This is a genomic window from Ilumatobacter sp. (assembly GCF_965215205.1).
Classification (GTDB): Bacteria; Actinomycetota; Acidimicrobiia; order Acidimicrobiales; family Ilumatobacteraceae; genus Ilumatobacter_A.
Map to the genome: position 1 here is coordinate 3,451,897 of NZ_OZ244049.1, position 25,537 is coordinate 3,477,433.

Genomic DNA, 25,537 nt, shown 5'->3' on the forward strand with positions numbered 1-25,537 from the left:
AAGCGGAGCACCGAGAAGCGAGGTGCCCGCCGGTACCGCCTCGACCACCAAACAGAGCACTGCATGGAAGCCCCGATGGCGCTCACCGTCGCGGGATCAGAGCCCTGGAAGGTCGATCTCAGGCAACTCCTGCCGAGGTGCTCGCCGCAGCTCATCGTCGACGGCTCGCCGTCCATCAGGGGCAGGCGCGTACCTCGACAGCTCGGCACGGAGACGCTCGATCTCGGTCATCTCGCTCCACGACTTCGCTTCGTGATCGGGGGCGACATCGCGCTCGGGCAGGTAGTCCGCGGGGCCGCGCCCCGTCCACTTGGCGAGTGTCCGCTCGGTCTGCCGCAGCTCGCTCCACCGCTTGTTCGGCCGATACCTGGGCGGCTCGCTCGGCGCGGCATGACGATCGACGACCGGACGGGCGGTGTCGCTCCGTCGGGTCTGGCGCGATCGTGCAATCTCGAGTCGGATGTCGTCGACCTTCCTGAGCTCGGCTCGTCGGGCGGTGGCGGGGCGGTCGATCCAGTCGGTGGCGATGGACTGGGCGACGACGTCGAGGGCGGTCTGCTCGCCGGTGGTGGCGACGAACACCTCATTGGTCGAGCGCCCGCGGGTCATCGGGACGTAGAGGTTGCGGACGTCGGTGGGTCCGTCGAGGTAGAGAATGGCGGCGTCGACGGTGCGGCCCTGAGCGCCGGCACCGGTGCGGGCGTAGGCGAGGTCGACGTGCTCGGCGACGTACTCCTTCGGGAGTCGGACGCGACCGCTGCGACCCTCCGCGCTGATCGATCCGTCGACGTGGATGGCGGTGACGGTCCACTCGGCTCGGTTGCGGACCATCCTCCCCCGATCGGTGAGGAGACGTCGGTCGTTGTCTCGCGTCGCGATCTCATCGCCGACGTAGATCGTGTGAACGCCGGCCTTGATGCCGGGCGATGTCGGATCGAGCTGGCCCTCGTCGATGCGGACGAGCTGGCAGTAGTGGTTGAGTTCGTCGACGGCGTGGTTGGTCGGTGCCATGAGGATCGCAGTTCGGCCGGCTTCTCGTTCGATCCACCATCGGGTGATCGCGGCGGCGCGCATGCGGTGCTCGGTGCCGCCGTGAAGTCGGCCGTGGTCGTCGTAGATCTCGGCTACGTCGGCGTCGCCTCGGCGGAGCTGGAGGCTGGCGTCGCGTTCCCAGTCGTGGTCGAAGCGGTGAACTCGGTCGAGTTCGACGGCGTCGTAGGTGTCGACGAGCAGGCCGAACATGCCGCCTCGGCCGACTGCGGAGAACTGCATCGGGTCACCGACCAGCACGACTCGCCACTGCTTGCGGTCGGCGAGGGCTGCGAGTTCGGCGAGCTTGGGCGTGGAGGTCATGCCGGCTTCGTCGACGATGAGAGTTGCCCCGGCGGGCAGGTCGTAGCGGTGGTCGGGCGGTCGGTCGAGACAGTGCTCGATGAGGAGCTTGTCAAGGGTGTCGGCGGCGACACCGGTCTCGTCTTCGAGGACCTCGGCGGCGCCGGCGGAAGGCGCGACACCGAAGCCAGGGCGCCCGTCGGCTCGGAGCTGGGCGACGGCGGGCCGGAGGGCGGTGGTCTTGCCAGTGCCGGCGGGGCCGACGATGAGGACGAGTTGCTCGTCGCCGGCGACGCGCGACGCGGCGTCGGCTTGGGCGATGTTGAGGTCGACTTCGAAGCGGTCGATCGCTGCGGGTTCGATGTCGCCGCCAGCATCGAGGCGGCGTTCGGCCCAGTCGAGGAGATCGTGCTCTTGGTCGAGGATGGCCTGCGTCGTCAGCGCCCGGTCGACGGCCGACTCCGAGATCGGGCGGCCATCGCGACGGAGCAGCGCGTCGGTCGGGACCGGCGCGGAGATGTCGACGCAGCGGTGTGTGGCGATCCAGTCGGCGAGTTCATCCAGCGAGTGGATGACGCGTGCGGCGTCGATGCCGAGGTCGGTCGCCAGCAGGCCGGCGAGTTCGCGCTGCAGCTCGGTCGGTCGCCACGTGGATTGGCGTTCGCTGATCGCCGCGATTGCTCGGTCGACCAGTGCCGCGGTCTCGTCCTGGTCGAGCGAACGTCGTGGACGAACCTGTCCGATGGCCTCGGCGACGATCTCCTCCGGCGAGGTGCCGAGTTGCCACGCCTGCTCGCGCCATTCGGCGTGGAGGACGGCGGCATTGACGTTCGGCTCCTTGCCGGGTCGGGTGTCGAGTACGGCCTCGCGTTCGAGTCGCCACCGCTCCCGAGGCGTCGGGTCGCGGTCCATGGTGGCGACGAAGCGGTCGAGCTTGGCGTCGATGCGGTGGCGGATGTCGTTGGTGCGGCTCGAGTATTCGGTGAGCACGATGTCGGGGACGTCGGCCATCTCGGCGATGCCGTTCTCCGGTGCGCGCCAGCGGACGCCGAGGTGCTGGGTGAGTTCGGCTCGGAGGGCGGCGTGGTAGAGCGCGGAGAGGGTTCGCTGGTCGCGTTTGATGAGTCGGGCGTCGAGGGCGAGCCACCGGCCGTCGGGTGACTTGACCCGGTTCGGGATGACGACGTGGGTGTGGATCTGCGGGTCGAGGGCGCGGCTCGTGTGCTGCCGGAACAGCGCGGCGACAATTCCCTGCGCGTCGACGACGGCGACCTCGCCGCCGATGCGGTAGCGGGTGTGAGCGTGTCGTTCGATCCAGTCGACGAGCGCTTCGACGGCTCGGTCGTGTGACTGGAGGACTCGCTGGCGGACCCCGTCGTCACCGAGTGCAAAGAGTACGGACACGGACTTCGGTGCCGAGCAGGTGACGTCGAAGCCGCGGACCGACGTGTCGCCGTACTCTCGGCCGAGGTTGCGGTCGGGCCGGTTCGGGTCGCGCCCGTCCATGATCGTGAGGAAGTCTTCGTCGTCGAGTTCGCCGCGGAGGCCGAGTTCGAGGGCGGCGTTGCCGAGCCACTGGCCCCGGGGCTCGTGGGCGTCGAGGTAGTACCGCGGGAGCTTCTCGACGTAGTAGCGCCCGGCTCCCAGGCCCTTCAGCGTCGACACCCGGACGGTCATCACCGGCTCCCAGATCGGTTCCCAGACGCGACTGTGCACTCGTCTGTTTTGGTTGGGTGGAGGGGTTGGTTGGTTCGGTTGGTGGTCATGGTGTGGTGAGTGGAAGTTGTGGTTGGTGGGGGTGGGTGGTGGTCGTGGTGTTGTTGTTGTTCGGTGTGGTGGTTCGGTGGTGGTCGTTGTTGGAGGTGGTGGTCGGTGGGGTGGTCGTGGGATCGGGTTCGGTCGGTGGATCGGTGGGGAGGGTGATGGGTCCGCCGATGAGGTCTTCGAGCTTCCGGCGCGGGATGCGGAGCTGCTTGCCGAAGCGGACGGCGGGGAAGTCGCCGTCGCCGTGGTCGGCGGCGCGCCGGGCGAGTTGGTACGCGGACGTGCGGCCGATGCCGCACACGGCGGCCGTCTGCTCGACGGTCAGGAACTCCTGCCGGGTGTCGCTCACGGCTGCCTCCAGCAGCTCGACACACGTGTCGATGCGGACGGCCAGGTGAAGCGCCCCGGGTTTGGTAGAGGCCGGGGTTATTGAGTCCCGGCCGGGTTGGCGGGGACGATTTGACTGTAGTGGGCGGTCTCGAATGCGGTCGGGGTGGTGAAGCCGGGGCCGGGTTCGATCTCGCCGTGGAGACGTCGGTGGTTGAACCAGTCGACGTAGGTGAGGGTGGCGAACTCGACATCGTCGAGACCGCGCCAGGGACCCTGCTTGTAGATCAGCTCCCACTTGTAGAGCCCGTTGAACGACTCGACGAGGGCATTGTCGTAGCTGTCGCCCTTGGAGCCGACCGACGCGACGATGGTGTTGTCGGCGAGGCGGTCGGAGTAGCGAACGGACAAATATTGGACTCCGCGGTCGCTGTGATGGATCAGCTCCGACAGGTCCGCGCCCTGGCGTTTCCGGTTGAACACGGCCATCTCGAGAGCGTCGATCGCCAGATCCGACTTGAGTGATCGGCTGGCCTGCCACCCGACGACCATGCGGGAGAACACGTCGACGATGAACGCGACGTAGACCCAGCCCGAGTGCGTTTTGACGTAGGTCAAGTCCGCCACCCAGAGCCGGTTCGGTGCCGGCGCTACGAACTTGCGATCCACCAGATCCGCCGGCCGATCGAGTGCATCGTCGCCTTCGGTGGTGCGGATCCACACCCGTCCCCGCCGGCAGCCCTGCAAGCCCATGTCGCGCATCAGGCGCTCGACGGTGCAGCGAGCGACTCGGACCTCGTCTTTGTTCAGTTGGTCCCAGATCTTGTCGGCGCCGTAGACCGCAAGGTTCTCCTCCCACACCCGCAGGATCTGCGGGCGCAGCTCCGCATCACGAACCGCACGTGCCGACAGCGGGCGCTTCTTGGCGGCGTGATACGTCGACGGGGCGATCCCAACCGTGTTGGCGATCGACTCGATACCCCACCGCAACTGTCCGCTGCGGTTGTTCTTGTGTTCGTCGATGAACCGGATCACTTCGTTGATCGGCGGTCGAGTTCCGCCCCGAAGAAATGCGCCGCCGCCTTCAAGATGTCGTTGGCGCGCTTCAGCTCAGCGTTCTCGCGCTTCAGGCGTTTCAGCTCCGCGAGCTCGTCGGTGGTGGCGCCGGGCCGGCGACCGGTGTCGGTCTCAGCTCGTCGGACCCACAGCCGGACCGTCTCGGCCTTCGGGCCCAGCTTCTCGGCGACCGAACAGATCGCCTCCCACTGGGATCCGTACTCGTGCTCGTGATCGAGCACCATCCGAACGGCACGCTCGCGCAGCTCGTCGGGATACTTGCTTGGCATCACTCCATCCTCTCAAGGAACAGAGCCTCCACGAATCCCGGGGCGCTTCAAGGGCACGATCGGTGTGCGGCGCAGGAGCGAGGCAACGGGTTCAACGCGAATTGACAACATCACCCTCCTGACACACCGCCGAAGAGCGCTTGCGTTGCAGATCGTTTCGATTCGGGCCATCGGAACTCCTCGTTGTTCACCCCACTCACGAAGGCCCATCTCGGCTCCGCGCGTTACATGAGAAATGCGACCACTTCCCTCGACGGCCCGATCTCGGTACGTTGAGTCGAGGGGCGCGCACGACCGATCGGAGACGTCCACATGGCTCACATCGCACCGAAGGGCGGCCGCTACTACGTCGTCGTGTACGGCGGCATCGACCCGGCGACCGGCAAGGCGAAGCGCGACTGGCACGACGGCTACGCCACCCGCAAGGAGGCCGAGCGCGCCGCTGCCGAGATCACGAGGCGTCAGCACGACGGCGAATACCGGTCGCCGGACCGCATCACGCTCGCGGAGTACCTGACCGACCGGTGGCTGCCGTTGAAGAAGTCGCAGCTGAGTCGGTCGACGTTCGACTCGTACCGCAACAACGTCCGACTGCACGTGGCACCGAGGATCGGGGCGATCCAGCTTCGTCAGCTCCAGCCCGAGGACCTCGACACGCTGTACGCCGAGCTGCTCGTCGACGGCAAGCTCAACGGCGCCGGCGGTGGGCTCGCGCCGAAGTCGGTGCGCAACATCCACGGCATGCTCCGCAAGGCGCTCGCCGACGCTCACCGCAAGGGCACCGTCCACCGCAACGTCGCCGACCTCGCCGACCCGCCGACCGTGCGGCACGCCGGAGCGAAGGAGCAGCAGGTGTGGTCGGCCGACGAGCTGCGGTCGTTCCTCGATGCGATCGAGGACACCGCCTGGTTCGCGCCGATCTACCTTGCGGCGAACAGTGGGATGCGGCGAGGCGAGCTACTCGGGCTGACGTGGCGCAAGGTTGACCTCGACAAGGCTCGACTCGTCGTCGACCAGCAGCTGCTCTCCGTCGGCTACGACGCCGAGGTCGGTGCGCCGAAGACGTCAACGAGCCGGCGCACGATCGACCTCGACCCACGGACGGTCGCCGTGTTGCGGACCTGGCGCCGGCTACAGCTCGAGCAGCTGATGGCGAACGGAACGCGCAACGAGGGCGACTTCGTGTTCACGCACCCAGAGACCGGTGAGGCAGTCCACCCCGACCGCTTCTCGAAAATGTGGGACCAACTCGTCGCCGAACACGGCCCCCGCCGCATCCGCCTCCACGACCTCCGCCACACGCATGCCTCGATCCTGCTGAAGGCGAACGTCCCCGTGAAGGTCGTCAGCGAGCGCCTCGGCCACAGCAGCCCTGCGTTCACGATGACCGTGTACCAACACGTCCTCCCCGGCATGCAAGCCGACGCTGCTATGGCGTTCAGCGCTGCCGTGTTTGACTAAGCACCGTCTAGTCGAGCAGTCGAAGATTACGAGCTTGAGCTACTCGTGCCGCCGCAGAACGCGGAAGCCGGCCCTCACGGCCGTTGCTATGAAGACCACAGAGACGAGCTTCGCCAACAACCCCCAGAGCCCCTCCGATGCTTCGATTCCCAGCACGTCAATGCCAGGAAGCGCGAACTCGAACGCACTCTCGTACCGCTGAACGTGAGCGAACCCTGACCACCAATCCGAACTCGTTAGGTTCGACCATCCCACATCGAGCCCCGCGAGTACCGCGAGAAGAAGAGCGTCTACCCCGAGCGGCCAGCCGATTCGTTCTCCGTAGCCCACCATCCACCGAGACGTCTCTAGAAGTAGCCGCTCCCGACTCCGAAGAGGTAGCAGCCTCCGGCGCGAGTCCTTCTCCGCTTCTTGAAGGACAGACAGCACGTGCCCAGATTCCGATGAGGCAACGGCATGCTCAAGGAGCAGAGCGCGCCGGTTCGACAGCCGACCGAGTTCGACCTCGCTGGCCTGTTGGGCACTGAGCGCCTCCCTCTCGAACTGGCGACGCGCTGCTCGGCTGCTCCATGGGACCCACAACCCGCTCCGACTCGCACGGGCCAAACCAGTGATTGCTGGGATCGACAGTGGCTGAGCGGCAAGTCCCGAGACCTCCGATTGCTCGGCGACTGCCAACTGGCGAGCACAGAAGCCCTGAAGCGCGTCGCCCGCAACCGTGCAACCCTCGTGGATGATGAGACTGTCGACCTCCCCGGTCACCCTCGTCGCCATCGCCATTCCGACCACCTCGCCAAGCGCCGACTCATACGCCCTTCCAATCGCAGAGGATTGACCCTCCTTGGTTGGAGCTGGTCCGACCTCGAGCTCCGTCACTGCGATGAGCGATACGCCATCCAGTACACCTCGCACAAGGTGAAGCTTGGGAGCAGAGACCTTCAAGTCGACGCCCGATGCCCGTTCAGCTTCACGCCCCATCACCAGTTTCGAGTCCTCTCCTGCAATCTCGACGGTGCAGTCGTCAGGAAGCTTCGAGATAATGATCGTTCGGTTTGCCCGAACGACTAATCCGGGCGAGGAAGACTCAATCTGCCCGATGCTTACGTCCCCGAAGTGCCACCCGCCCTCATTCGGACCCGGGCTCGTGAGGTCGAGAAGCTGAGTGCTGGCCGGTAGGGCAACGATGTCCGCGACGATGTTGCCCAGCGACGCAGGTCGAGGTGGCTGTACGAATGTGACACGGTTCAATCGCGATCCCGATCCGCTCTTGTCTTCTCCACCAGCCTCGATGTAGCCGACCATCACCCCGAGCACCGGTCCGTCGACGATCACCTCGCCCGGTGCCGGCCCGAAGACTGCGACATTGTGGGCTCTACGCGGCTGAGCGTGGTGGGTGGCTTCGCAGTCGTGCGGTGGGGTGAGTGTGCCAGTCGACGCCTGCGTGGAGCAAGAGGCGGAGTCGGTAGTTGTCGAAGCTGGCGAAGCCGTGGCCGACTCGTTTGATCTTCTTGATCAGCAAGTTGATGCCCTCGGTCGGCCCGTTGGAGAGTCCGCCGGTGGTGTGGAACGCGAGGATCTCGGTCTCCCACGAACTGATTGTCTTGGCGAGGCGGACGAGTTCGCCGACCTCGGCGTCAGCCACGAACGTGTAGAAGACGTGGAGTCGTTGGCGGGCCTCAGCGAGGGTGCCGGCGGTGTAGATCTCCCGAACGAGTTCCTTGCCCAGCCAGGCTGCTCCGACCTCGCCGTAGCGGTCACCGACCAGTCCCGCCTCGACGCGTTCGAGCTGGCGTTCGGTGAGGCGTTCGTAGCCGCGTAGCAACAGTCGGCGAATGCCGTAGAGCGGATCACCGGTGCGGCCTCGGTGCCCGAGGGTGTCTTGTTGCACCCGTCTGCGCACGTCGTCAACAGCGCGGTTGGCGAGCCCGACAGCATGGAACCGGTCGACAACGACGACCACGTCGGGCAAGGTCGCGGTGAGCCCGTTGGCGTAACCGCGGTGCGGATCGAGAGCGACCTGGTCGATCCCGGCCAGCCAACCAGCGGGTTGTTGTGCGAGCCAGGAATCAACAGCAGCACCGGTCCGGTCCAACACGACGTCGAGGAGTCGCGGTCGGGCGAGGTCGACGAAACCAGTGATGTAGCTCGTGTGACCGCGATGCTTCGATGGCCGCTGGAACGCTGTCTCGTCCAGGCCGAGCTTGGTGACATGGCCGATTCGATCGGGGTCGTTGACGAGGCGTCGGCCGTGCACGTTGACGGCGTTCATCGCGCACGCCCAGCCGACACCGAAGTCGCGGCCGACCGCCGCGACCGAGTCGCCGTCCTCGCCGACCCGGCGACAGATCTCGAACCCGGCCCGCTCGGTCAGCGACGCCCGAGACGCGATCGCGTCGAGGGTCTCGGTCCACGTCACCGTCGCACACAGCGGCTCGCGGCAGCGCCAGATCCGCTTCACCCAAACGAGCACCGTCGCTCGTCCCCACGTCGCCAGATCGCGCACCCTGACACGCCGACGGCCGTGCGCTTTCGCGATCACTCCGCACGAGCGGCACCCGACCCGGTCGTTGGTTGTCTCGATCGTGATCGTCACCTCGACGCCGACCTCGACAGCGCAGATCCGCACACCAATCAGCCCGAGCAGCGCGTCCGCGTTGCTACCTTCAATCATCCCGTGGTCTCCTCGTCTCGCAGTTGTGGAAGACCGCAAGACTTGCGAGGCCACGGGACCTCAACAGTGGATGCTCAAGAAACCACCACCACGCTCAAGCGCGAAGAGCCACATTGTGAGCCTCAGCTGAGTGAAGCAGGAGTTCGTGAACGAACACAGCGTGGTCCTCGTACCTGTTGCGCGGATGCTTCCACTCCTCACGCGTGTACCCGAGGCAGAGCACCAGGTCACCGGTCAGTTCCACCTCGATGCGTTGTACAGACGCCGGCCTATTGCGAAGCACGACCTCCATAGGCCAATCGACGGTTGTCCCCGCGTCGAAGAACGCTCCATCTTCGTCATAGGTGATTGACCTCCGAGCCGACCCTGCGGCGCTCAGCACAACGGTGTCTGCTCCCTCGAAGCGGCCGAGGTCGACCTCTCCCCCGTCCAAGATGAGCTCACCGAGGTCATGCAATACACGACTCATTTGTCCGTAGCGCCATCCGTCAGATCGTCGCCTAGGAGCACTCTCCCCTCCTCGCGCTCAAATGCGTCGATCAGCTGCGCCTCACGCAATCGGCTCAGCTTCCCGGTGGCGATGTCCATGGAGCGCAAGCTACTCGCCGGGACAGTTCCTCTCGCCGGCGTCGGGCGCGACTCGCGCGACCCCGGCCGACCGCCAAACTCCTCGCGAATCGCGATTTCGCACCCCGATCTTCTAACCACATGGTTAGAAGAATGGTTAGAAGAACGACCCCGTGACGCGACGAAGCCCTGGCAGATCTTGCGATCTACCAGGGCTTTCGTTGGTGGCGGGGGCAGGATTTGAACCTGCGACCTTCGGGTTATGAGCCCGACGAGCTACCGAACTGCTCCACCCCGCGGCGTGACGATGATGATACGGGTGCGGACGTGATCGCGCAACCGTCGGCAGCGCACTCACGCGCAGCGTTCGACGCGTCTCCGCCTGTCGCCCGACTGACGCGTGGCGCGAGGCTGGGGCGATGACCACGACGACGCACCTGAACCCTGCCGGCATCGAGGTGCGGCCGATCTCCGGCGTCCACGGAGCCGAGGTCGACGGGATCGACCTGTCGACCGACCTCGACGACGAGGCCGTCGCCGCGATCCGCTCCGCCTTCGTCGAGCACCACGTCCTCGTCTTCCGCGACCAGGACCTCTCGCCCGAGCAACAGCTCGCGTTCGGGCGACGCTTCGGTGAGCTCGACACCCACCCCTTCGTCGAGGGCAACGCCGACCACCCTGAGCTGCTCGACGTCGTCACCGTCCCAGAGGACCGCATCAACTTCGGCGGCGGCTGGCACACCGACGTCACCTTCCTCGACGAACCCGACCTCGGATCCATCCTCTACGCCGTCGAGCTCCCGCCGACCGGCGGAGACACCCTCTTCGCCGACCAGCAGGCCGCCTACGATGCGCTCAGCCCGACGATGCGGGGCATGCTCGACGGCCTCGTCGCCGTGCACACCGCCGGCCCGCAGTACGCCGAGGGCGGCCAGTCGACCAAGTCGGCGGAGATGTCGACGAAGAACTCCGACCTCGCCGCCCGCACCGTCGAGCACCCCGTCGTGCGCACCCACCCCGAGTCCGGCCGCAAGGGGCTCTATGTCAACCGGGCCTTCACCACCCGGATCCGCGGCCTCGCCCGCGCCGAGTCCGACGCGATCCTCGAGTTCCTCCTCACCCACGCCACCCACGAGCGCTTCACCTGCCGCGTCCGCTGGGAGCCCGGCACCTTGACGATGTGGGACAACCGCAGCGTCCAGCACTACGCCCTCCACGACTACGCCGGCCACCGCCGCCACATGCGCCGCATCACCGTCCAGGGCGACCGCCCCCGCTGAGCTCTCGCGGCACGGTCGTTCGTGGAGCGCGCTGACCGAGCGCGACCGTCGCGGCGGGCGACCTCCGGCAGGTCGTCGCCCCTCGTCGGACGGGCTGCTCCACCGTCGATGCGGAGTCGTGGAGGCGCACGCAGGCGGACTCGCGACGGACGCCGCGGCACGACCGTCGCCGACGGCGGGTTCGGCGGAGACGTGGCGTCCCCTCGTGCGCCGAACCCCGTGGCACCCCGATCGTACGCTTGTTCGACATGGACAGGTCGGTGGTCGAGGCGTGCGACGCAGCGGTGGCAGCGCGCGTCGCCGGGCCGACGCCCGAGGTGACCGAGACGACGCGTGCGTTGCGCAGGGTGCGTGCCGCCCAGCTCGACGAAGTCCGCTCCGCCGTCGAGTCGGGGCGGTGCTTCCAGCACGGGTACCGCTCGCCCGCCGACTGGTTGGCCTCCACGACCAACGAGGCGATCGGGCACTGCCGGGTCACGATCCGCCTCGCCGACCGCATCCAGCACCTCCCGATCGTGAAGGACGCGTTCTCACGCGGTGATCTCGCCGAGGGGTCGCTGCGGCTCCTGTGCGACGCGTGGGATCCGACGGTCGCCATCACCTTCGCTCGTGACGAGGCGATGCTGTGCCGGTGGGCGACCACGCTCCCCCACCGCGAGGTGAAGATGCTGCTCGACACGTGGCGGATGCACGCCGATCCCGACCGAGAGGAGCGGGCCGCACGGGAGCGCTACGACCGGCGTGAGCTTCACCTGTCGCCGATGCTCGACGGGATGGGCCGCATCGACGGCACGCTCGACCCGGAGGGCTTCGCTCTCGTCCGAGAAGCGGTCCGCTCGCTGTCGCACCGCGCCACCGACGATGACGACCGCAGCGCCCCGCAGCGACGCGCCGACGCCCTCGTCACCATGGCGAAGATGGCGATCACCTCCACCGAGGCGAACCCCGCTCCCGGTCGCTCACGTCGAGCACCCAAGGTGCTGGCGACGATCGGCTACGACACGTTGGCGTCGGGGATCGGCGGTGGGGTGATCGACACGAACGACGACCGGGTCGTGGTCCCCGCCGAGGCGATCCGGCGGATGGCGTGCGACGCCGGCATCCACCGCTACGTCACCGACACCGCGGGCACCGTCATCGACCACGGCCGCAGCCGACGCACCGTCGGAGACCTCCAGTTCGACCGCCTCGTCGTGCGCGACCACGGGTGCCGGGTCGCCGGCTGCACGACGCCGGCCGCCGGGTGCGAAGCCCACCACGCCGTGCACTGGGTCGATGGCGGCCCCACCACCGACGACAACCTGATCCTCCTCTGCTGGCACCACCACCACGTGCTCCACGAGCACCGGTGGAGACTCGAGCCCCACGGGGCCGGGCACTTCACGCTGCGAGACGAGAACGGAACGGAACGGACCCTTCGGCCACCCCTGGTCGGGCTGGCCCTGCCCGCACCGACGCTGCAGTTCCCGTCGGCACCCTCTCCCGCGGCCGATCCGGCGCACGCATCCGCACGGTGAACCGTGACCGACGTGCGCATCGGCTCGACCCGGTCGCCGCCGTTCGCCGGCACCTGTCGCGCCCCGATGCACGGTGTCGTGAGACGGCGGTGCCGGGATGACCGCGAGCGCGATCCTCCCGGTGTCGGGCACCGCTCGGGTCGTGGCGGAGCGATCGGGTCGTGGTGGAGCGGGTGAAGGGACGGACCTGCGGCGGGGGCCAGTAGCGTGCGCCGGTGACCCAGGAGACCGGCATCGGCACCACGGCGGACAGCGGGTCGAGCGACCTGACCGCCGGGCTGATCGGCGCGGCGATCGCGGTGTGCGCCTGGTCGACCGGGACGGTGCTCGCCAAGGGGATCGACATGGGCGGCCTCGCGATCGGCGCCTACCGGTTCTGGCTGTTCACCGTCGTCATCGTGCTGTTCCTGCGCGCCCGGGGGACGCGGATGACCTGGCACGTGGTGCGCGCCTCGGCGTGGGGCGGGATCGCCCTCGGCGCCGACATCTCGCTGTTCTTCAGCGCAGTCAAGGCGACGACGATCGTCAACGCGACGATCATCGGCGCGCTGCAACCCGTGCTGGTCGGCGTCGTCGCCGCCCGCTTCTTCGGCGAGAGGATCCGCGGCCGCGACGCGCTGTGGTCGATCGTCGCCCTCGCCGGGGTCGTGGTGGTCGTCACCACCTCCACCGGCGACGGCATCCGCAGCCTGCGCGGCGACCTGCTCGCCGTCGCCGCGATGTTCTCGTGGAGCGCGTACTTCATCGCCTCGAAGCGCTCGAAGGGCCACGTCTCGCCGACCGAGTTCACCGCCGGCACCGCGCTGTGGACCGCCGTCATCGTCACCCCCCTCGGGTTCGCGTTCGGTCAGGACATGTCGTGGCCCACCTGGTCCAACTGGGCCGGGCTGGCGGCGATGACCGTCGGCGCCGGGGTCGTCGGGCACGTGCTGATGAACTGGTCGCTCGTGCGCATCCCGCTGTGGGTCGGCTCGACGTTCACCCTCCTCATCCCGGTGTTCTCCGCGCTGATCGCTTGGGTGTTCCTCGACGAGGCCGTCGGCATCCGCCAGGGAGTCGCGATGGCGGTCGTCATCGGGGCGCTGGCCGTCATCGTGCGCGGCCAGTCCGCCGAGGGACGTGCCGAGCGCAAGGCGATGAAGCGCGCCGCCGCCCACGACGCCGCCGTCTGAGGCACCGCAGGCGCCGCGGCGCGCCGCGAGCGCTACGGCGTCACGAACTCGGCGACCATCGGGGCGTGGTCGGACTCGGAAAACTTGTCGTCGACGGCGAACGCGACCGACTCGTCGTGGAGCAGCTCGTTGTGGATCTGCGACGTGCGGTGGTGCTGCAGCAGCGAGCGGCTGACGAGCATGTGGTCGATCATCTCGCCCCGGCCCCGGTACAGCAGCGTGAAGCGGGCCGGCTCGGGGATGGACCGCGCGACGGGCACCAGCACCCGCGTCGCGAGCGCGCCGTTGCCGGTCGACTCGACGTCGCCGCGGATCGCCTGCACCGGCACGTCGTCGGGCTCCGCATTGAAGTCGCCGGCGACCACGATCATCGCAGCGGGGTCGTCGTCGAAGATCCGATCGACGAGCCAGCGCACCTCGAGCGCCTGGGACATCCGCTTCATCGACGACAGGAAGAACCCCTCGGCCCACGCGCTCGCGGTGCGCCACGTGAAGGGGTCGATCCTCCCGCCGGGCACGTTCGTCGGGTTCTTCGACTTGAGGTGCACGTTGATCACGTGCAGCACCCGCTGGCTCGCGGCGTCGCCGATGTCGAGGCGCACGTGCTGGATCGGCCGCTCCACCCCGATCGGCACCGCCTCGTCGTCGGGCGGGTCCGCGGTGAGCCGCCGGTACAGCGGTTCGGCGACGAGGTCGTTGCGGTACTGCGTCGCGTCGAGGACGGCGAAGCGCGACGCCACCACGAGGTTGCGGACGTCGAACACCGCGTCCCCGGCCGGGCGGGTGCTGACCAGCGTCGCGTCCTCGAGGTCGGTCCCGACGAGGAGCTCGCGCAGCGCCAGCAGAGCGCGCGGCTCGCCGGGTCGCTCCTGGCCGTGGACCTCCTGGAAGCACACCACGTCGGCGCGCAGGCGCGTGATCTGGGGCCGCATCAGCTCGATCCGGCGCTCCAGCGACGGTTCGTCACCGGGGACGGTCTCGTCGAAGTTCTCGAGGTTGAACGTGGCGACCCGGAGCTGCGGCACGCACCCACGTTCGCGCGCATCGGCGGGGCGTTCTGCCTCCAGCAGAACCGACCCTCGGCACGGCGCCACGCGGTGATCCTGGCGCCATGGCCTCCACCACCCCGATCCCGGTCGCCGACCGACTGCTCGACGCCCGCATCATCATGCTCAGCGACGAGGTGAGCGACGAGTCCGCCGACGCGGTCATCGCTCGGCTCCTCGCGCTCTCCGCCGACGATCCCGACTCCGACATCTGCGTGTTCGTCAACTCCCCCGGCGGCTCCGTGCTCGCCGGGCTCGCCGTCTACGACGTGATGCAGCTCATCCCCAACGACGTGGTCACCGTCGCCTCCGGGCTCGCGGCGAGCATGGGCCAGGTGCTGCTGTGCGCCGGAGCGGCCGGCAAGCGCTTCGCCCTGCCCAACGCCCAGGTGCTGATGCACGAGGGATCGGCCGGTCTCGGCGGGTCGGCCTCCGACGTCGCCATCCAGGCGGCGAACCTCGTCGCCACCGTCGATCGGATGCGGGCGATCATCGCCCGCCACACCGGCCGCTCGATCGAGCAGGTCACGAACGACGTCGGGCGCGACCGCTGGTTCGATGCCGAGGAGGCGCGCGAGTACGGCTTCGTCGATCACGTCGTCGCGACCCTCGACGACGTCCTGCCCCGCCGCCTCGTGCGTCGGATCGGGGTGGCGCGGTGAGCAGCTACACGATCCCGACCGTCGTGGAGTCGACCGCCCGAGGCGAGCGGGCCACCGACATCTACAGCCGCCTGCTCGGCGACCGCATCGTCTTCATCGGCACACCGATCGACGACGGGGTCGCGAACGTCGTCGTCGCCCAGCTCCTCCACCTCGCGAGCGACGGAGCGGCGCAGGACATCCAGCTGTACATCAACTCCCCCGGCGGGTCGTTCACCGCGATGATGGCGATCTACGACACGATGCGCTTCGTCGCCAACGACGTGTCGACGCTGTGCGTCGGGCAGGCCGCGTCGTCGGCCGCGGTCCTGCTCGCGGCCGGGGCGCCCGGCAAGCGCGCCGTGCTCGAGCACGCCCGCGTCCTGCTCCACCAGCCCCACGCCGAGCTGACCCGGGGCTCGATGAGCGACCTCGCCCTCGAGGCGGCCGAGATCGAGCGGGTCCGGTCCCAGGCGGAGTCGGTGCTCGCCCGCCACACCGGGCACGACGTGGAGCGCGTGCGCGCCGACACCGACCGGGCGCTCGTGCTGACCGGCGAACAGGTCGTCGACTGGGGCGCCGCCGACCTCGTCCCCCAGCCCGTGCCGTCAGGCCGCCAGGAGCTGGACGCCCGGACCGCGCTGCGCCCGCCCCTCGACGCGTAGGCGGTCGGCCGCCCGCTCGAGGACCTCGACGAGGGGGATCCCCAGCGCGCCGCAGATCGCGTCGAGCAGGTCGGAGGAGACCTCCTTGCGCCCGCGCTCGACCTCCGACAGGTAGGGCAGCGAGACCGCCGCGGCCCCGGCCACCTCGGCCAGGGTGCGCTCCTGCTCCCGACGCTCGTCGCGCAGCACGTCACCGAGGACGTCGCGCAGCTTCGGCTCGGACGCCTCCTTGACGGTGCGATCGCGCGGTGCGGTGGGGAACGGGATCACGTCGCTCACGTTCGCAGCCTCTCACCTCGGCACCCGCTCACGTCAGCACCGGCACCGACTTCATCGCCTCGGCGATCTCGGAGTCGGCGAGGTCGTCGTCGACCATCTCGCCCGACAGGTACTTCTCGTAGCTCGCGAGGTCGAGGTGCCCGTGGCCGCAGAGCGCGGTGAGGATCACCTTCTCCTCACCCGACTCCCTGCACGCCAGCGCTTCGCGGATCGCCGCAGCGATCGCGTGGGTCGGCTCCGGGGCGGGGACGATCCCCTCGGTCCTCGCGAACCGGATCGCGCTCGCGGAGCACTCGCGCTGGGGGATCGCGATCGCCTCGACCAGTCCCTCGGAGTACACGTGCGACGCCAGCGGCGCCATCCCCGTACTGCGCGGTCGCGAAGGCGAGGGCGCTGCCCCACTGGCCGGCGCCGGTCTCGGTGGTCAGCTCGGTGACGCCCTCCTGGTGGTTGTAGCAGGCCTGCGGCACCGAGGTGTTCGGCTCGTGCGACCCCGCCGGGCTCACCCCCTCGTACTCGTAGTAGATGCGCGCGGGGGTGTCGAGCTCCTGCTCGAGGCGGGTGGCACGGAACAGCGGGCTCGGCCTCCACAGCCGGTACACGTCGAGCACGCCGCCGGGGATGTCGACCCAGCGCTCGGTCGTCACCTCCTGCTCGATGAGCGCCATCGGGAACAGGGGGCGAAGTCGTCGGGGCCGGCCGGCTCGTGGGTGCCCGGGTGGAGGGGCGGCGGTGGTGCCGTCGGGAGGTCGGCGACCACGTCGCACCACCGTGTCGGCATCTCGGATTCGTCCAGGTGGATCTTCTTCGGGGTCTGGTGTCCGGCCATCGCCGGACCGTGGTGGACTAGGTTTCGCACCGGGACATGGGACTCTTCAACCGACGAGCCGAGACCGAGCAGGCGCTCGAGACGATGCGGAACGAGCTGCGCTCGATGCGCGCCCGCCTCGACGAGGCCGACGACGTCAAGGCCCGGCTGTCGGTCGAGGTGGGTCGCCTCGACGCGGAGAACCAGCGGCTGCTGTCCCAGGTCGGCGCGGTCGAGGAGGGTGTCGGGACGGTGCGCGACCAGATCATCACCGTGGCCTCCTCCATCGACGTCGCCGTGTCGAAGGCGGCGAGCGTCGATGCCGTCGAGCTGCTGCGCGCGGACGTCGAGCGGGTCGGTGAGCTGGCGGTGCGGATCGACCACCTCGGCGCCGCCGTCGAGCGCGCGGCGGGCGAACCCGAGCGCGCCACCGCGGCGCTCGACGAGCTGCGGTCCACGCTGGGCTCGCTCGGCGAGTCGCTGGCGGTGCACCGCGAGCAGATCGCCGACATCGCGCTCGTCGCCACCGACGCTGCTCGGCGCACCGACGAGACGTGTGCGGCGCTGGGCGAGCTGTCCGTCCGCGTGGAGGCCGCCGAGGAGCGCGACGTCGACGACGAGCTGCGCACCCGGACTGGCCAGATCGCCGAGAAGGTCGCCACCCTCGACGCGCGGATCGGCCAGGTCAGCACCGAGCTCGCGAACCAGCTCACCGAGCTCGGCAACGACATCGACGCCGGGGGGGACCCGGCCGCCGAGCGCGGCGAGCTCGTCGCCGAGCTCGAGCGGTTGCTCGACAAGCGCCTCGAGCAGGTCACCGACGGCCAGGAGAAGCTGGCCGGTGAGCAGGCGCGGTACGCGATCCAGTTCCGGCGCGACCTCGCCGAGGTCGCCGACCGCCTCCGTCGACCCGGCGCCCGCTGAGCCGGCGGTGCCGAGCCGCGAGCCGGTTCGGCGGGCGCCGGGTCAGCCGCCGGAGGTGACCTCTTCGTTCTCGGGGTCGGTCTCGGGGGCGGTCTCGGTCTCGGGGGCGGGGTCGGGGTCACCGGCTGCCTCGCCCGATCCGTCATCCGAGTCCGGGGTCGAGCCCGCCGTCGCCTCCTCGTCGGAACCGGCGCCGGTGTCGACCGGCTCCAGCCCGAGCGCGTCGATCGCGGCGCGGGCGGCCTCGTTGGCCTCGGCGATCTTGTCCTGGTAGCCGCCGAGATCACCGTCCAGGCGCAGCTGGTCGGCTTCCGCGAGGAGCCGGTCGAGGCGCAGCAGCGCCTCCTCGGCGTTCTCGTCGAGCACGACCGAGTCCTCGCCGGACGTGTCGTCGTCGCCTGCGCTCGGATCCTCCGGGTCGCCGCGCACCTCGCCGCCGACGACGTCGGAGATCTCGGCGTCGAACCCGGCTCCGAACAGCTCCGGGTTCGCCAGCGCCTGTCCGATCGTAGGGGCGAGCACCGACACGTCGTTGTAGGTGACGATCACGCGGCGGAACTCGGTGGCCTCGCCGACGAGGGCGCTCTCGGTCTCGACGCTGACGTAGTAGGGCCGCACGTAGATGAGCCCATCACCGACCGGCACGAGCTGCAGGTCGCCGAAGCGGACGCGCGTGCCTCCCTGGTCCTGGTTGTCCTGCGAGATGCGGAACGAGATCTCCGTCGTCGTCTCGGCGCTGGACGCCACGCGGATGGGGCCGTCGGGGAGCTGGCCGTCCGCGCCCGGTTGCACGACGTAGGAGGTGAGCGCGCCGTAGTTGTCCGGGTCCGACGAAGCGGTCATGTACGCCTGCAGCTGGGTGCGCTGGTCCGCCGTCGAGAACTCGACGAAGGGCCGGAAGATCACGAACTCCTCGTCGCGCTCCTCGTCGGGCAGGCTGGTGTCGAAGTAGGTGTAGTACGGCGTGAACCGGCGCACGTTCGACTCGCTGGCGAACGTCGTCGACGCCGCGGTCGGCGCCTCGACACCGGTCGCGGTCGTCGTCCGCTCGTTCGGGAAGTCGCCGGGCGCCTGCGCGACCGACCAGGCGCCCTCGCGGCGGAAGAAGTCCTCGGGCGCGATCCGGTACTTCGAGTAGCGGTCGGTCTGGACCCGGAACAGGTCCTCGGGGTAGCGCAGGTGCTCGCGCAGCGCGTCGGGCATCTCGTCGAAGTCGGTGAACAGGTCGGGGAACGCGCTCTGCCAGGCTCGGATGATCGGGTCCACGTCGTCGACGACGTAGAGCGTGACGTCACCGGTGTACGCATCGACCACGGCCTTGACGCTGTTGCGCACGTAGTTGTCGCTGGGCGACAGCCCGGAGTCCGACGACACCTGCACGTCGCCCACGCTCTCGGCGTAGGGGTAGCGGCTGGTCGTCGTGTACGCGTCGACCACCCACACGACGCGGCCGTCGAGCTGGACCGGGTAGGGATCCGCGTCGTACGACAGGAACGGGGCGAGCTTCTCGAGGCGGTCGTTGACGTTGCGCACCCACAGCATCTGCGACTCGTCGGTGGTCGCCCCGGTGAGCACGACGTTGTAGTCGAGGAAGGCGAGGGCGAACGACGCCTGCCGGGCGAACGAGCTCAGCCCGACCCCCTGGTCGCCCGAGTACTCGCCGCTCCCCTCGTCGCCGACGTCGTCGACGCCGTCGCAGGCGTTCTCGACCGAATCGGTGTTGACGATCGCGTAGCCGCCGACCTCGGGGCTGAAGTACAGCTCGGGGCGCTCGAGCTCGGGCACGACGTAGGCCGGGCGCAGGTTCGGTCGCACCGCGCTCGCCGGTGCGGCGATGAGGCCGCAGCCGTGGGTGTTGATCAGGTGGAGGCTCGGCCAGCTCTGGTTCGGGTTGTTCGCCAGGTCGAGCTCGAGGGCCGCGACCAGCACCTGCTCACGGCCCCGCTCGCTCGTCAGGGGCAGCGCGTAGCGATCGACGTCGAGGTCGTTGATCGTCAGGCCGGCTTCGTCGCCGCGGTCGAAGATGAACCGCGACAGCAGCGGGCCCGGGCTGAGCAGGCGCACGTTGTTGAACGCCTCGACGTCGGCGTTGACCTCCTCCGCCGTGAGGTCGCCGAACTCGACCGTGCGCTCCTCGACCTCGCTGAGGCCGTAGGCGAGGCGGGTGGCCGCGACGTTGCGCTCGATGAACGGCGCCTCGCGGCTCTCCTGGTCGGGGTTGACGACGAGGCCCTGGACGATCGCCGGGTAGATCAGCCCGCCGACGATGGAGATGACGAGCCACAACCCCGAGGCGATGATCGGGGCGCGGAACGACCCGGTGCGGGCGACCGAGAGGTAGAGCAGCGCGGTGAGCACCGCGACGAGGATCAGCAGCATCAGCGCGGGCAGGCGCGCCTGCACCACCGAGTAGGTCGCGCCCTGCACGATCCCGGTTCGTGCGTTGGTGAGCTCGAAGCGGTCGAGCCAGTAGTCCCCCGCCTTGAGGATCGCGAGCAGCGCGAGCAGGACCGCCACGTGGGTCTTGGTCGCGTTGCGGATCACCGGCACCGGCGAGACGAACACGACCCCGCCGTTGAGCACGTGGGCCGCGATCGTCAGCAGCAGCACGACGATGACCGCCGCGAACATCCAGTCCAGGACGAACGTCAGGAAGGGGAGCTCGAAGACGTAGAACCCGACGTCGCGCTGGAACTGGTCGTCGGCGGTGTCGAAGCTCTGCGAGTTGCGGAACAGCAGCCACTCCTGCCACTGCGCGATCGCCGGCGCCGAGAGCATCAGCGCGAAGAACCCGGCGGCCGCGTAGCGCACGAGGCGGAGGCGACGCCCGAAGATCTCGTGGAACCGCTCGACGTAGGGGTGCACGTTGGCCGGGAACGACTCCGGCGCGGTGCGATCCGCGATGAGCAGGTTGATCCCCGCGAGCAGCGCGAACAGCACGAGGAACCCGACGAAGAGGGTCGCCTTCGCGCCGATCGCGCCCCAGAAGACGTCGTTGCGGCCGAGCGCGTCGTGCCACAGGAAGTCCACGTAGAAGCGCGCGATCGCCCGTCCAAAGACCAGGACGAACAGCACCAGCGCGCCGATCGCGATCAGGACCCCGCGGCCGCTGAGGCGGCGACGTGGACGATCGACCGGGAGGTCCGTGGCGCGCCGCATCTGCGCCGAGATTACCGGGGCGCCGGGATCAACATGCAGCGACACCCCGGATGGGCCGGTGCGCTGACGTGGCCCGTCGGGAACGGCTGGCCCGCCGCGACCGCGCCGGCGAGGCGGTTGTCGTCGCAGTCCGGGCACGCACGCTGCGACGGGTCGGGGGTCCACTCGACCGGCGTGTCGGCGACCACGGCGGCCAGCAGGCCTCGCCCGTGGGCGGTGCGCACGATGTCGTCGAGCTGGTCGTCGATGTGGCGGGTCTTCCACTCGCGGTAGGTCGAGCGCACCTTCTTCGCGATCGTCGGGTTGTCGCCGTCGCCATCGGCGACGCAGCGCTCGAGCCGGTCGCGCAGCGGTTCGACGAGGCGCGCCGCGACGAGCTCGGAGGCGTCGGCGACCGCCTGGCGTCCCTGGGCGCGCGACAGCGTGGTGACGCGCTCGGGGTCGATCGTGGCCGCGCCGGCGTTCGCCGCGAGCAGGAGGTCGTCGGAGATGACCGACGAGTACCGCTTGGCGTGGTCGCTCGACCAGGGCAGCAGGTCGTCGAGGCTGCGGGCGGGGTCGCTGCGACGCAGCGCGTCGAGCACCTCGTTCTGCTCGTCGGCGAGCACGCGCTTGAGCTTGCGTGCGCCGGCGACCATCAGCGGGGTGAGGTCGGCCTCGCGCCGGTCGAAGGGGGTCTCGATGGCGTCCGGGTCGTCACCGTCGGTGGCTCCCTCGCCCGCCTCGTCACCGGCGGCGTGGTCGTGGCCGATCGGGACCTCCGCGATGGCCGGGGCGTCGAGGTCGATGATCGCCGCCACCTCCGCGGGCGCCACCTCGGCGGGCGCCACCTCGGCGGGCGCCACCTCGGCGGGCACGTCCTCGGCGGGTGCGTCCTCGGCGGGCGTGACGTCGAGGGGTGCTTCGGCGGTCGGGTCGTCGAGGGGTGCGTCGTCGGCGACCGGGTCCTCGGCCGAGACGGTGTCGGCGCGCAGGCGGGCGAACAGGTCGACCACGACGTCGTCGACCGATCCGTCGTCGGGGTCGGATGGCGTCGCCTCCGCGTCCGCGTCCGGCGACCCGTCGACGACGGCGGACTCGTCGCGCACGGCATCGGGCTCCGGTTCCGGCTCGGCCGCCGCCGGGTCCTCGACGTCGTGCGGATCGGCGACGTCGTGCGGATCGGCGACGTCATCCGGCGCGACGGCACCGTCGGCCTCCGGCTCGATCTCCTGATCGATCTCGATCGCGGCCGAACCGAGGGGGGCGGTGTCGGGGCGCTCGTCGTCGACGTCGTAGGGGGCGTCGATGCCCGGAGCCGCGTCGTCGAGCTGCTGCTCGTCGGCGTCGATGGGGTCCGGCACGCCTGCGGTCTCGTCCGGCACGCCTGCGGTCTCGTCCGGCACGCCCGCGGTCTCGTCCGGTACGCCTGCTGTCTCGTCCGGGGCGTCGTCGACCGGGTCCTCGGCGAGGGCCTCGTCGACCGGATCCTCGTCGGCCGGGACGGCGTCGTCGGGCAGGTCGGGACGGGTCAGGGGGGCCGAGTCGTCGGTGTCGGCGCGCGCGACCATGACGGGGACGGGGCCGGTGGAGGGCTGCAGGTTGACGTACTCGTCGGGCTCGCCCAGCGGCTGCATCTCGGCGACCACGTCGACCGCGACGAGGCGAGCGCGCTCGAACACCTGCATCAGGCGGTCGCGCCCCTGCACGAGCTGCTCGATCTGCTCACGGGCCAGCTCGCGACGACGGGCGAGCTCGCCCAGGACCCGCTCGCGGTAGGCGCGCGCCTCGTTGACCATCTCACGGCCCTGCTGCTTGGCCATCGAGAGCTCGGCCTCGGCGTCGGCGGTGGCGTCGGCACGGCGGCGCGACGACTCGATCTCGGCCTCCTCGCGCAGGCGCGCGGCCTCCTCGCTGGCCTCCATCAGGATGCGCGCGGCCGACTGCTCGGCCTTATCGCGGATCTCGTTCGCGCTCTCGCGCGCCGCGTTGAGGACGCGCGCGGTCTCGTCGCCGACGAGGCGCGTCAGGGCGCCGTCGTCGAGCTCGAGCGAGGAGATGTCCGGGTTCGAGCGCGCCGATTCCACCTCGCGCTCGAGGAACCGCTCCCGTTCGAGGAGGCGACCGAGCTCGGCGCTGACCATGCGCAGGAAGTCGCGGACCTCGTTCTGGTCGAATCCGCGCCGGCCCGTGGAGAAGGACGCGCCCGCGACCTGCGTGGGCGACGCCGGGTCGGGTCGGGAGAAGGACATGGCCATGTCACGACGGTACGCGCCCGCGCTCACCAGGTGGTGGACGCCCGCGCCCGGTGGCGGGGCCGGCGGGCTGGCGGCGCGACGGCGGCGGGTCAGCCCGAGGCGGTGGGCTCGACGAGCTCGATCGGGTCGCCCCCGAGCTCGCGCAGCGCGGCGAGAGCGTCCTCGAGCGAACCCACGGGGATGATCTCGACGCTGCCCTCCCCGGCCGCCTCCAGGCAGGCCAGCCGGCAGACCGCGTCGTCCACGGCGGTCGTCGGATCGTCCTCCTGGAGCTCGATCTGGCTCTCCGGGACGAGGAACACCTCGACGCCGTGCTGGTGCACGGCGCTCACCTTCTGCTCCAGCCCGCCGATCGCGCCGACGGTCCCGTCGAGGCCGATCGTTCCGGTGACCGCGACGTCTCGCCTCCCGGTGAGGTCGCCCTCGGTCAGCTCGTCGACGAGCGCGAGGGTGAACGCGAGCCCCGCCGACGGCCCGCCGACCGCCGCGGTGTCGATCGACACGTCGAAGGGCAGCTCGACGGTGCGGGTGTCGAAGGGCTGGAAGCCGATGATCGTGCGTGCGGGGTCGAACGGGTCGGCGGCGAGCTCGACCTCCACGTCGCGCACCCCGGCGTCCGGCCGCTCGATCGTCAGCCCGATCAGGTCGCCCGGGCGGCGCTCCCGGAGCAGCGCGCCGAGGTCCTCGACCGAGTCGACCGGGTTCCCCTCGACGGCGAGGATCGTGTCGGCGGGGTCGAGCACCTCGTCGGCCGGGAACGACTCCGCGCAGGTGAACCCGTCCTCGGCCACGACGGCGCACAGCACGTCCGCCACGACGACCGCGCCCGGCTGGATCGTCGGTTCGTAGCCGGCGGCCAGGAGCGCGACGTACTGCGCCTCCTGGGTCGCGGTGCGCATCTGCTGGAGGCCGATCTGGCGGTTCTGGCTCGAGGTCAGCCGCCCGTTGCGTCCCTCCTCGGTCAGCAGCTCGACGACGGGCTCGTCACGGCCGACGAGCCACGACAGCAGCGACTGGGCCGGCGCGCTCACGGTGACGAACAGGAAGTCGCCCCCCGTCGAGTGCACCTCGACGTCGTCGGGGAGGTCGCCGTAGACGATCCGCTCGTTCACCGACTCCGCCGAGGCGGGCACCCGGGCGTAGGGGGCGGCCTGGTCGATGCCGAGGCGCGGGTTCGTGGCCGTCGCGACGATGCGTGCGGGGACGATCGAGCTGATCGCGATCGCGGCGAGCCCGACGATCGCGGCCACGGCGGGCACCAGCGCCCAGCGACGGGTGCCACCCGGCGTGCGGGTCGGCGTGGGTACCATCGATGTCGTCGTGTCGGTCACGGATCTCACCACCTCTGCCGCGTGGATGGCAGCGCTGGCCATCGCAGCCCTCGTGCTGTCGGGTTGGCGCAAGACTGCCAGAGCCGTGCCGCGCCCGCAGCGCAGGGAACCGAGGTCGCGCCGCCCGCGCGTCCCGATCGGCATCGCCGAGGCGACGGTTCCGCTGTACAGCTCACCCAACCCGCTGCGCCGGCTGTGGGCGGCCGTGGCCAGCGCCGGCCTCGCCGTCGTCATCGGCGTGACGTCGGCGATCATCATCGCGTTCGGGGCGACCTACGTCGTGGTCACCCTGACCGACCTGCTGAGGTCGTAGCGCGTGCTCGCCCCGTCGGACCCCGAGACCGAGCGGCGTCGACGCTCCGTCGCCGTCGCCGGGCACCGCGGCGACGCGGCGACCGCCCGGGCCGGGCTGTCCGATCCGGCGCCCCAGGTCCGAGCCGTGGCGCTCGGGGCGCTCGAACGGCTCGGGTCGCTCCCCGACGCCGACCTCGCCGCGGCGCTGGCCGACCCCCATCTCGACGTCCGTCGCAGAGCGGCGGAGATCTCCGCCGGCCACCCGTCCGTCGACCTCCTCGGCGCGCTCGCCGACGACGATCCGCGCGTCGTGGAGATCGCCGCCTGGGCGTGCGGCGAGCACGAGTCGCGCCGCGACGCGGTCGTCGAGCGCCTCGTCGAGCTCGCGACGACCTCCGACGTCGCGCTCGTGCGCGAATCGGCCATCGCGGCGCTCGGGGCGATCGGTGACCCGCGCGGTCTGGACGCGATCGTCGCCGGCACCCGGGACAAGCCGGCCGTGCGGCGACGGGCGGTCCTCGCGCTCGCACCCTTCGTCGACCACGACGAGCGCGCCGCCGAGGTCGCCGAGGCGATCGCGCGCGCCCTCGAGGATCGCGACTGGCAGGTCCGCCAGTCCGCCGAGGACCTCGACCGTGCTCTGTGACGTGCCGGGCGACGCACCGGTGGCCGGACCCCGGCCGCTGGCGCCGGCGATCGTCACCGACGACGCGTCG

Annotated in this window: 21 protein-coding genes, 1 tRNA gene and 1 pseudogene; 9 read left to right on the top strand and 14 right to left on the bottom strand. The window is 70.0% G+C overall.

Features of this window, described 5'->3' with window-relative positions:
* Positions 1-96 precede the first annotated feature (96 nt).
* The 3 genes from mobF to ACOOHC_RS16125 all read right to left on the bottom strand — a co-directional run bounded on the left by mobF (position 97) and on the right by ACOOHC_RS16125 (position 4,769).
* Positions 97-3,009 carry a MobF family relaxase gene (mobF, locus tag ACOOHC_RS16115; RefSeq protein ID WP_420451417.1) on the bottom strand — a complete coding sequence of 971 codons (2,913 nt, stop codon included), beginning with the start codon at positions 3,007-3,009 and terminating at the stop codon, positions 97-99.
* 85 nt (positions 3,010-3,094) lie between these two features.
* Positions 3,095-3,445, bottom strand: a complete 351-nt coding sequence (locus ACOOHC_RS16120) for a helix-turn-helix transcriptional regulator (RefSeq protein ID WP_420451418.1) — start codon at positions 3,443-3,445, stop codon at positions 3,095-3,097.
* Between the two features lie 77 nt (positions 3,446-3,522).
* A protein-coding gene (locus ACOOHC_RS16125) for an IS3 family transposase (protein WP_420451160.1) occupies positions 3,523-4,769 on the bottom strand; the annotation gives its coding sequence in 2 pieces (ribosomal slippage) (positions 3,523-4,496 and positions 4,496-4,769; 1,248 coding nt in all).
* A gap of 312 nt (positions 4,770-5,081) precedes the next feature.
* Here ACOOHC_RS16125 and ACOOHC_RS16130 point away from each other — a divergent pair.
* Complete coding sequence (locus tag ACOOHC_RS16130; RefSeq protein WP_420451419.1) at positions 5,082-6,230, top strand: tyrosine-type recombinase/integrase; 1,149 nt, start codon at positions 5,082-5,084, stop codon at positions 6,228-6,230.
* Between the two features lie 39 nt (positions 6,231-6,269).
* Here ACOOHC_RS16130 and ACOOHC_RS16135 read toward each other — a convergent pair whose 3' ends face one another.
* From ACOOHC_RS16135 to ACOOHC_RS16155, 5 genes are all read right to left on the bottom strand, one after another.
* Positions 6,270-7,562: a hypothetical protein gene (locus tag ACOOHC_RS16135; protein ID WP_420451420.1), complete on the bottom strand. Its 1,293-nt coding sequence runs from the start codon at positions 7,560-7,562 to the stop codon at positions 6,270-6,272.
* A gap of 40 nt (positions 7,563-7,602) precedes the next feature.
* Complete coding sequence (locus ACOOHC_RS16140) at positions 7,603-8,901, bottom strand: ISL3 family transposase (RefSeq protein ID WP_420450218.1); 1,299 nt, start codon at positions 8,899-8,901, stop codon at positions 7,603-7,605.
* A gap of 94 nt (positions 8,902-8,995) precedes the next feature.
* Complete coding sequence (locus ACOOHC_RS16145; RefSeq protein WP_420451421.1) at positions 8,996-9,358, bottom strand: hypothetical protein; 363 nt, start codon at positions 9,356-9,358, stop codon at positions 8,996-8,998.
* 8 nt (positions 9,359-9,366) lie between these two features.
* Positions 9,367-9,489, bottom strand: coding sequence for a hypothetical protein (locus tag ACOOHC_RS16150; RefSeq protein WP_420451422.1), 123 nt, complete (start codon positions 9,487-9,489; stop codon positions 9,367-9,369).
* Positions 9,490-9,690: 201 nt separating this feature from the next.
* Positions 9,691-9,767 (bottom strand) — tRNA-Met (locus tag ACOOHC_RS16155).
* Between the two features lie 120 nt (positions 9,768-9,887).
* Here ACOOHC_RS16155 and ACOOHC_RS16160 point away from each other — a divergent pair.
* From ACOOHC_RS16160 to ACOOHC_RS16170, 3 genes are all read left to right on the top strand, one after another.
* Complete coding sequence (locus ACOOHC_RS16160; protein WP_420451423.1) at positions 9,888-10,748, top strand: TauD/TfdA dioxygenase family protein; 861 nt, start codon at positions 9,888-9,890, stop codon at positions 10,746-10,748.
* Between the two features lie 248 nt (positions 10,749-10,996).
* Complete coding sequence (locus ACOOHC_RS16165) at positions 10,997-12,265, top strand: DUF222 domain-containing protein (protein ID WP_420451424.1); 1,269 nt, start codon at positions 10,997-10,999, stop codon at positions 12,263-12,265.
* A 215-nt stretch (positions 12,266-12,480) separates the two neighbouring features.
* Complete coding sequence (locus tag ACOOHC_RS16170; RefSeq protein ID WP_420451425.1) at positions 12,481-13,437, top strand: DMT family transporter; 957 nt, start codon at positions 12,481-12,483, stop codon at positions 13,435-13,437.
* Positions 13,438-13,469: 32 nt separating this feature from the next.
* On the opposite strand, the gene ACOOHC_RS16175 is transcribed toward ACOOHC_RS16170, so the two are convergent.
* Positions 13,470-14,462 (bottom strand): endonuclease/exonuclease/phosphatase family protein, encoded by a 993-nt coding sequence (locus ACOOHC_RS16175; RefSeq protein ID WP_420451426.1) that lies wholly within the window; start codon positions 14,460-14,462, stop codon positions 13,470-13,472.
* An 86-nt stretch (positions 14,463-14,548) separates the two neighbouring features.
* Here ACOOHC_RS16175 and ACOOHC_RS16180 point away from each other — a divergent pair, with 86 nt between their 5' ends.
* Both ACOOHC_RS16180 and ACOOHC_RS16185 read left to right on the top strand, forming a co-directional pair.
* Positions 14,549-15,145, top strand: coding sequence for a ClpP family protease (locus ACOOHC_RS16180; protein ID WP_420451427.1), 597 nt, complete (start codon positions 14,549-14,551; stop codon positions 15,143-15,145).
* Positions 15,142-15,789 carry a ClpP family protease gene (locus ACOOHC_RS16185; RefSeq protein ID WP_420451428.1) on the top strand — a complete coding sequence of 216 codons (648 nt, stop codon included), beginning with the start codon at positions 15,142-15,144 and terminating at the stop codon, positions 15,787-15,789. Before ACOOHC_RS16180 ends, ACOOHC_RS16185 begins: the two co-directional genes overlap by 4 nt.
* On the opposite strand, the gene ACOOHC_RS16190 is transcribed toward ACOOHC_RS16185, so the two are convergent.
* Positions 15,733-16,068: a helix-turn-helix domain-containing protein gene (locus tag ACOOHC_RS16190; RefSeq protein WP_420451429.1), complete on the bottom strand. Its 336-nt coding sequence runs from the start codon at positions 16,066-16,068 to the stop codon at positions 15,733-15,735. The two genes, ACOOHC_RS16185 and ACOOHC_RS16190, sit on opposite strands and share 57 nt — an antisense overlap.
* Before the next feature lie 28 nt (positions 16,069-16,096).
* Positions 16,097-16,897: pseudogene (locus ACOOHC_RS16195) on the bottom strand (hypothetical protein).
* Positions 16,898-16,933: 36 nt separating this feature from the next.
* Between ACOOHC_RS16195 and ACOOHC_RS16200 the strand changes: the two are divergent.
* A complete protein-coding gene (locus tag ACOOHC_RS16200; protein ID WP_420451430.1) occupies positions 16,934-17,800 on the top strand; it encodes a hypothetical protein in 867 nt (288 codons plus the stop codon).
* Between the two features lie 42 nt (positions 17,801-17,842).
* On the opposite strand, the gene ACOOHC_RS16205 is transcribed toward ACOOHC_RS16200, so the two are convergent.
* The 3 genes from ACOOHC_RS16205 to ACOOHC_RS16215 all read right to left on the bottom strand — a co-directional run bounded on the left by ACOOHC_RS16205 (position 17,843) and on the right by ACOOHC_RS16215 (position 24,527).
* A complete protein-coding gene (locus tag ACOOHC_RS16205; protein ID WP_420451431.1) occupies positions 17,843-20,959 on the bottom strand; it encodes a UPF0182 family protein in 3,117 nt (1,038 codons plus the stop codon).
* 11 nt (positions 20,960-20,970) lie between these two features.
* Positions 20,971-23,196, bottom strand: coding sequence for a DivIVA domain-containing protein (locus ACOOHC_RS16210; RefSeq protein WP_420451432.1), 2,226 nt, complete (start codon positions 23,194-23,196; stop codon positions 20,971-20,973).
* Positions 23,197-23,285: 89 nt separating this feature from the next.
* Positions 23,286-24,527, bottom strand: coding sequence for a S16 family serine protease (locus ACOOHC_RS16215; RefSeq protein WP_420451433.1), 1,242 nt, complete (start codon positions 24,525-24,527; stop codon positions 23,286-23,288).
* Between ACOOHC_RS16215 and ACOOHC_RS16220 the strand changes: the two genes are divergently transcribed.
* Entirely contained in the window at positions 24,517-24,840 is a 324-nt protein-coding gene (locus ACOOHC_RS16220; protein ID WP_420451434.1) for a hypothetical protein, read from the top strand. The two genes, ACOOHC_RS16215 and ACOOHC_RS16220, sit on opposite strands and share 11 nt — an antisense overlap.
* Positions 24,841-24,843: 3 nt before the next feature.
* Positions 24,844-25,467, top strand: a complete 624-nt coding sequence (locus ACOOHC_RS16225; RefSeq protein WP_420451435.1) for a HEAT repeat domain-containing protein — start codon at positions 24,844-24,846, stop codon at positions 25,465-25,467.
* The last annotated feature ends 70 nt before the right edge of the window (positions 25,468-25,537 follow it).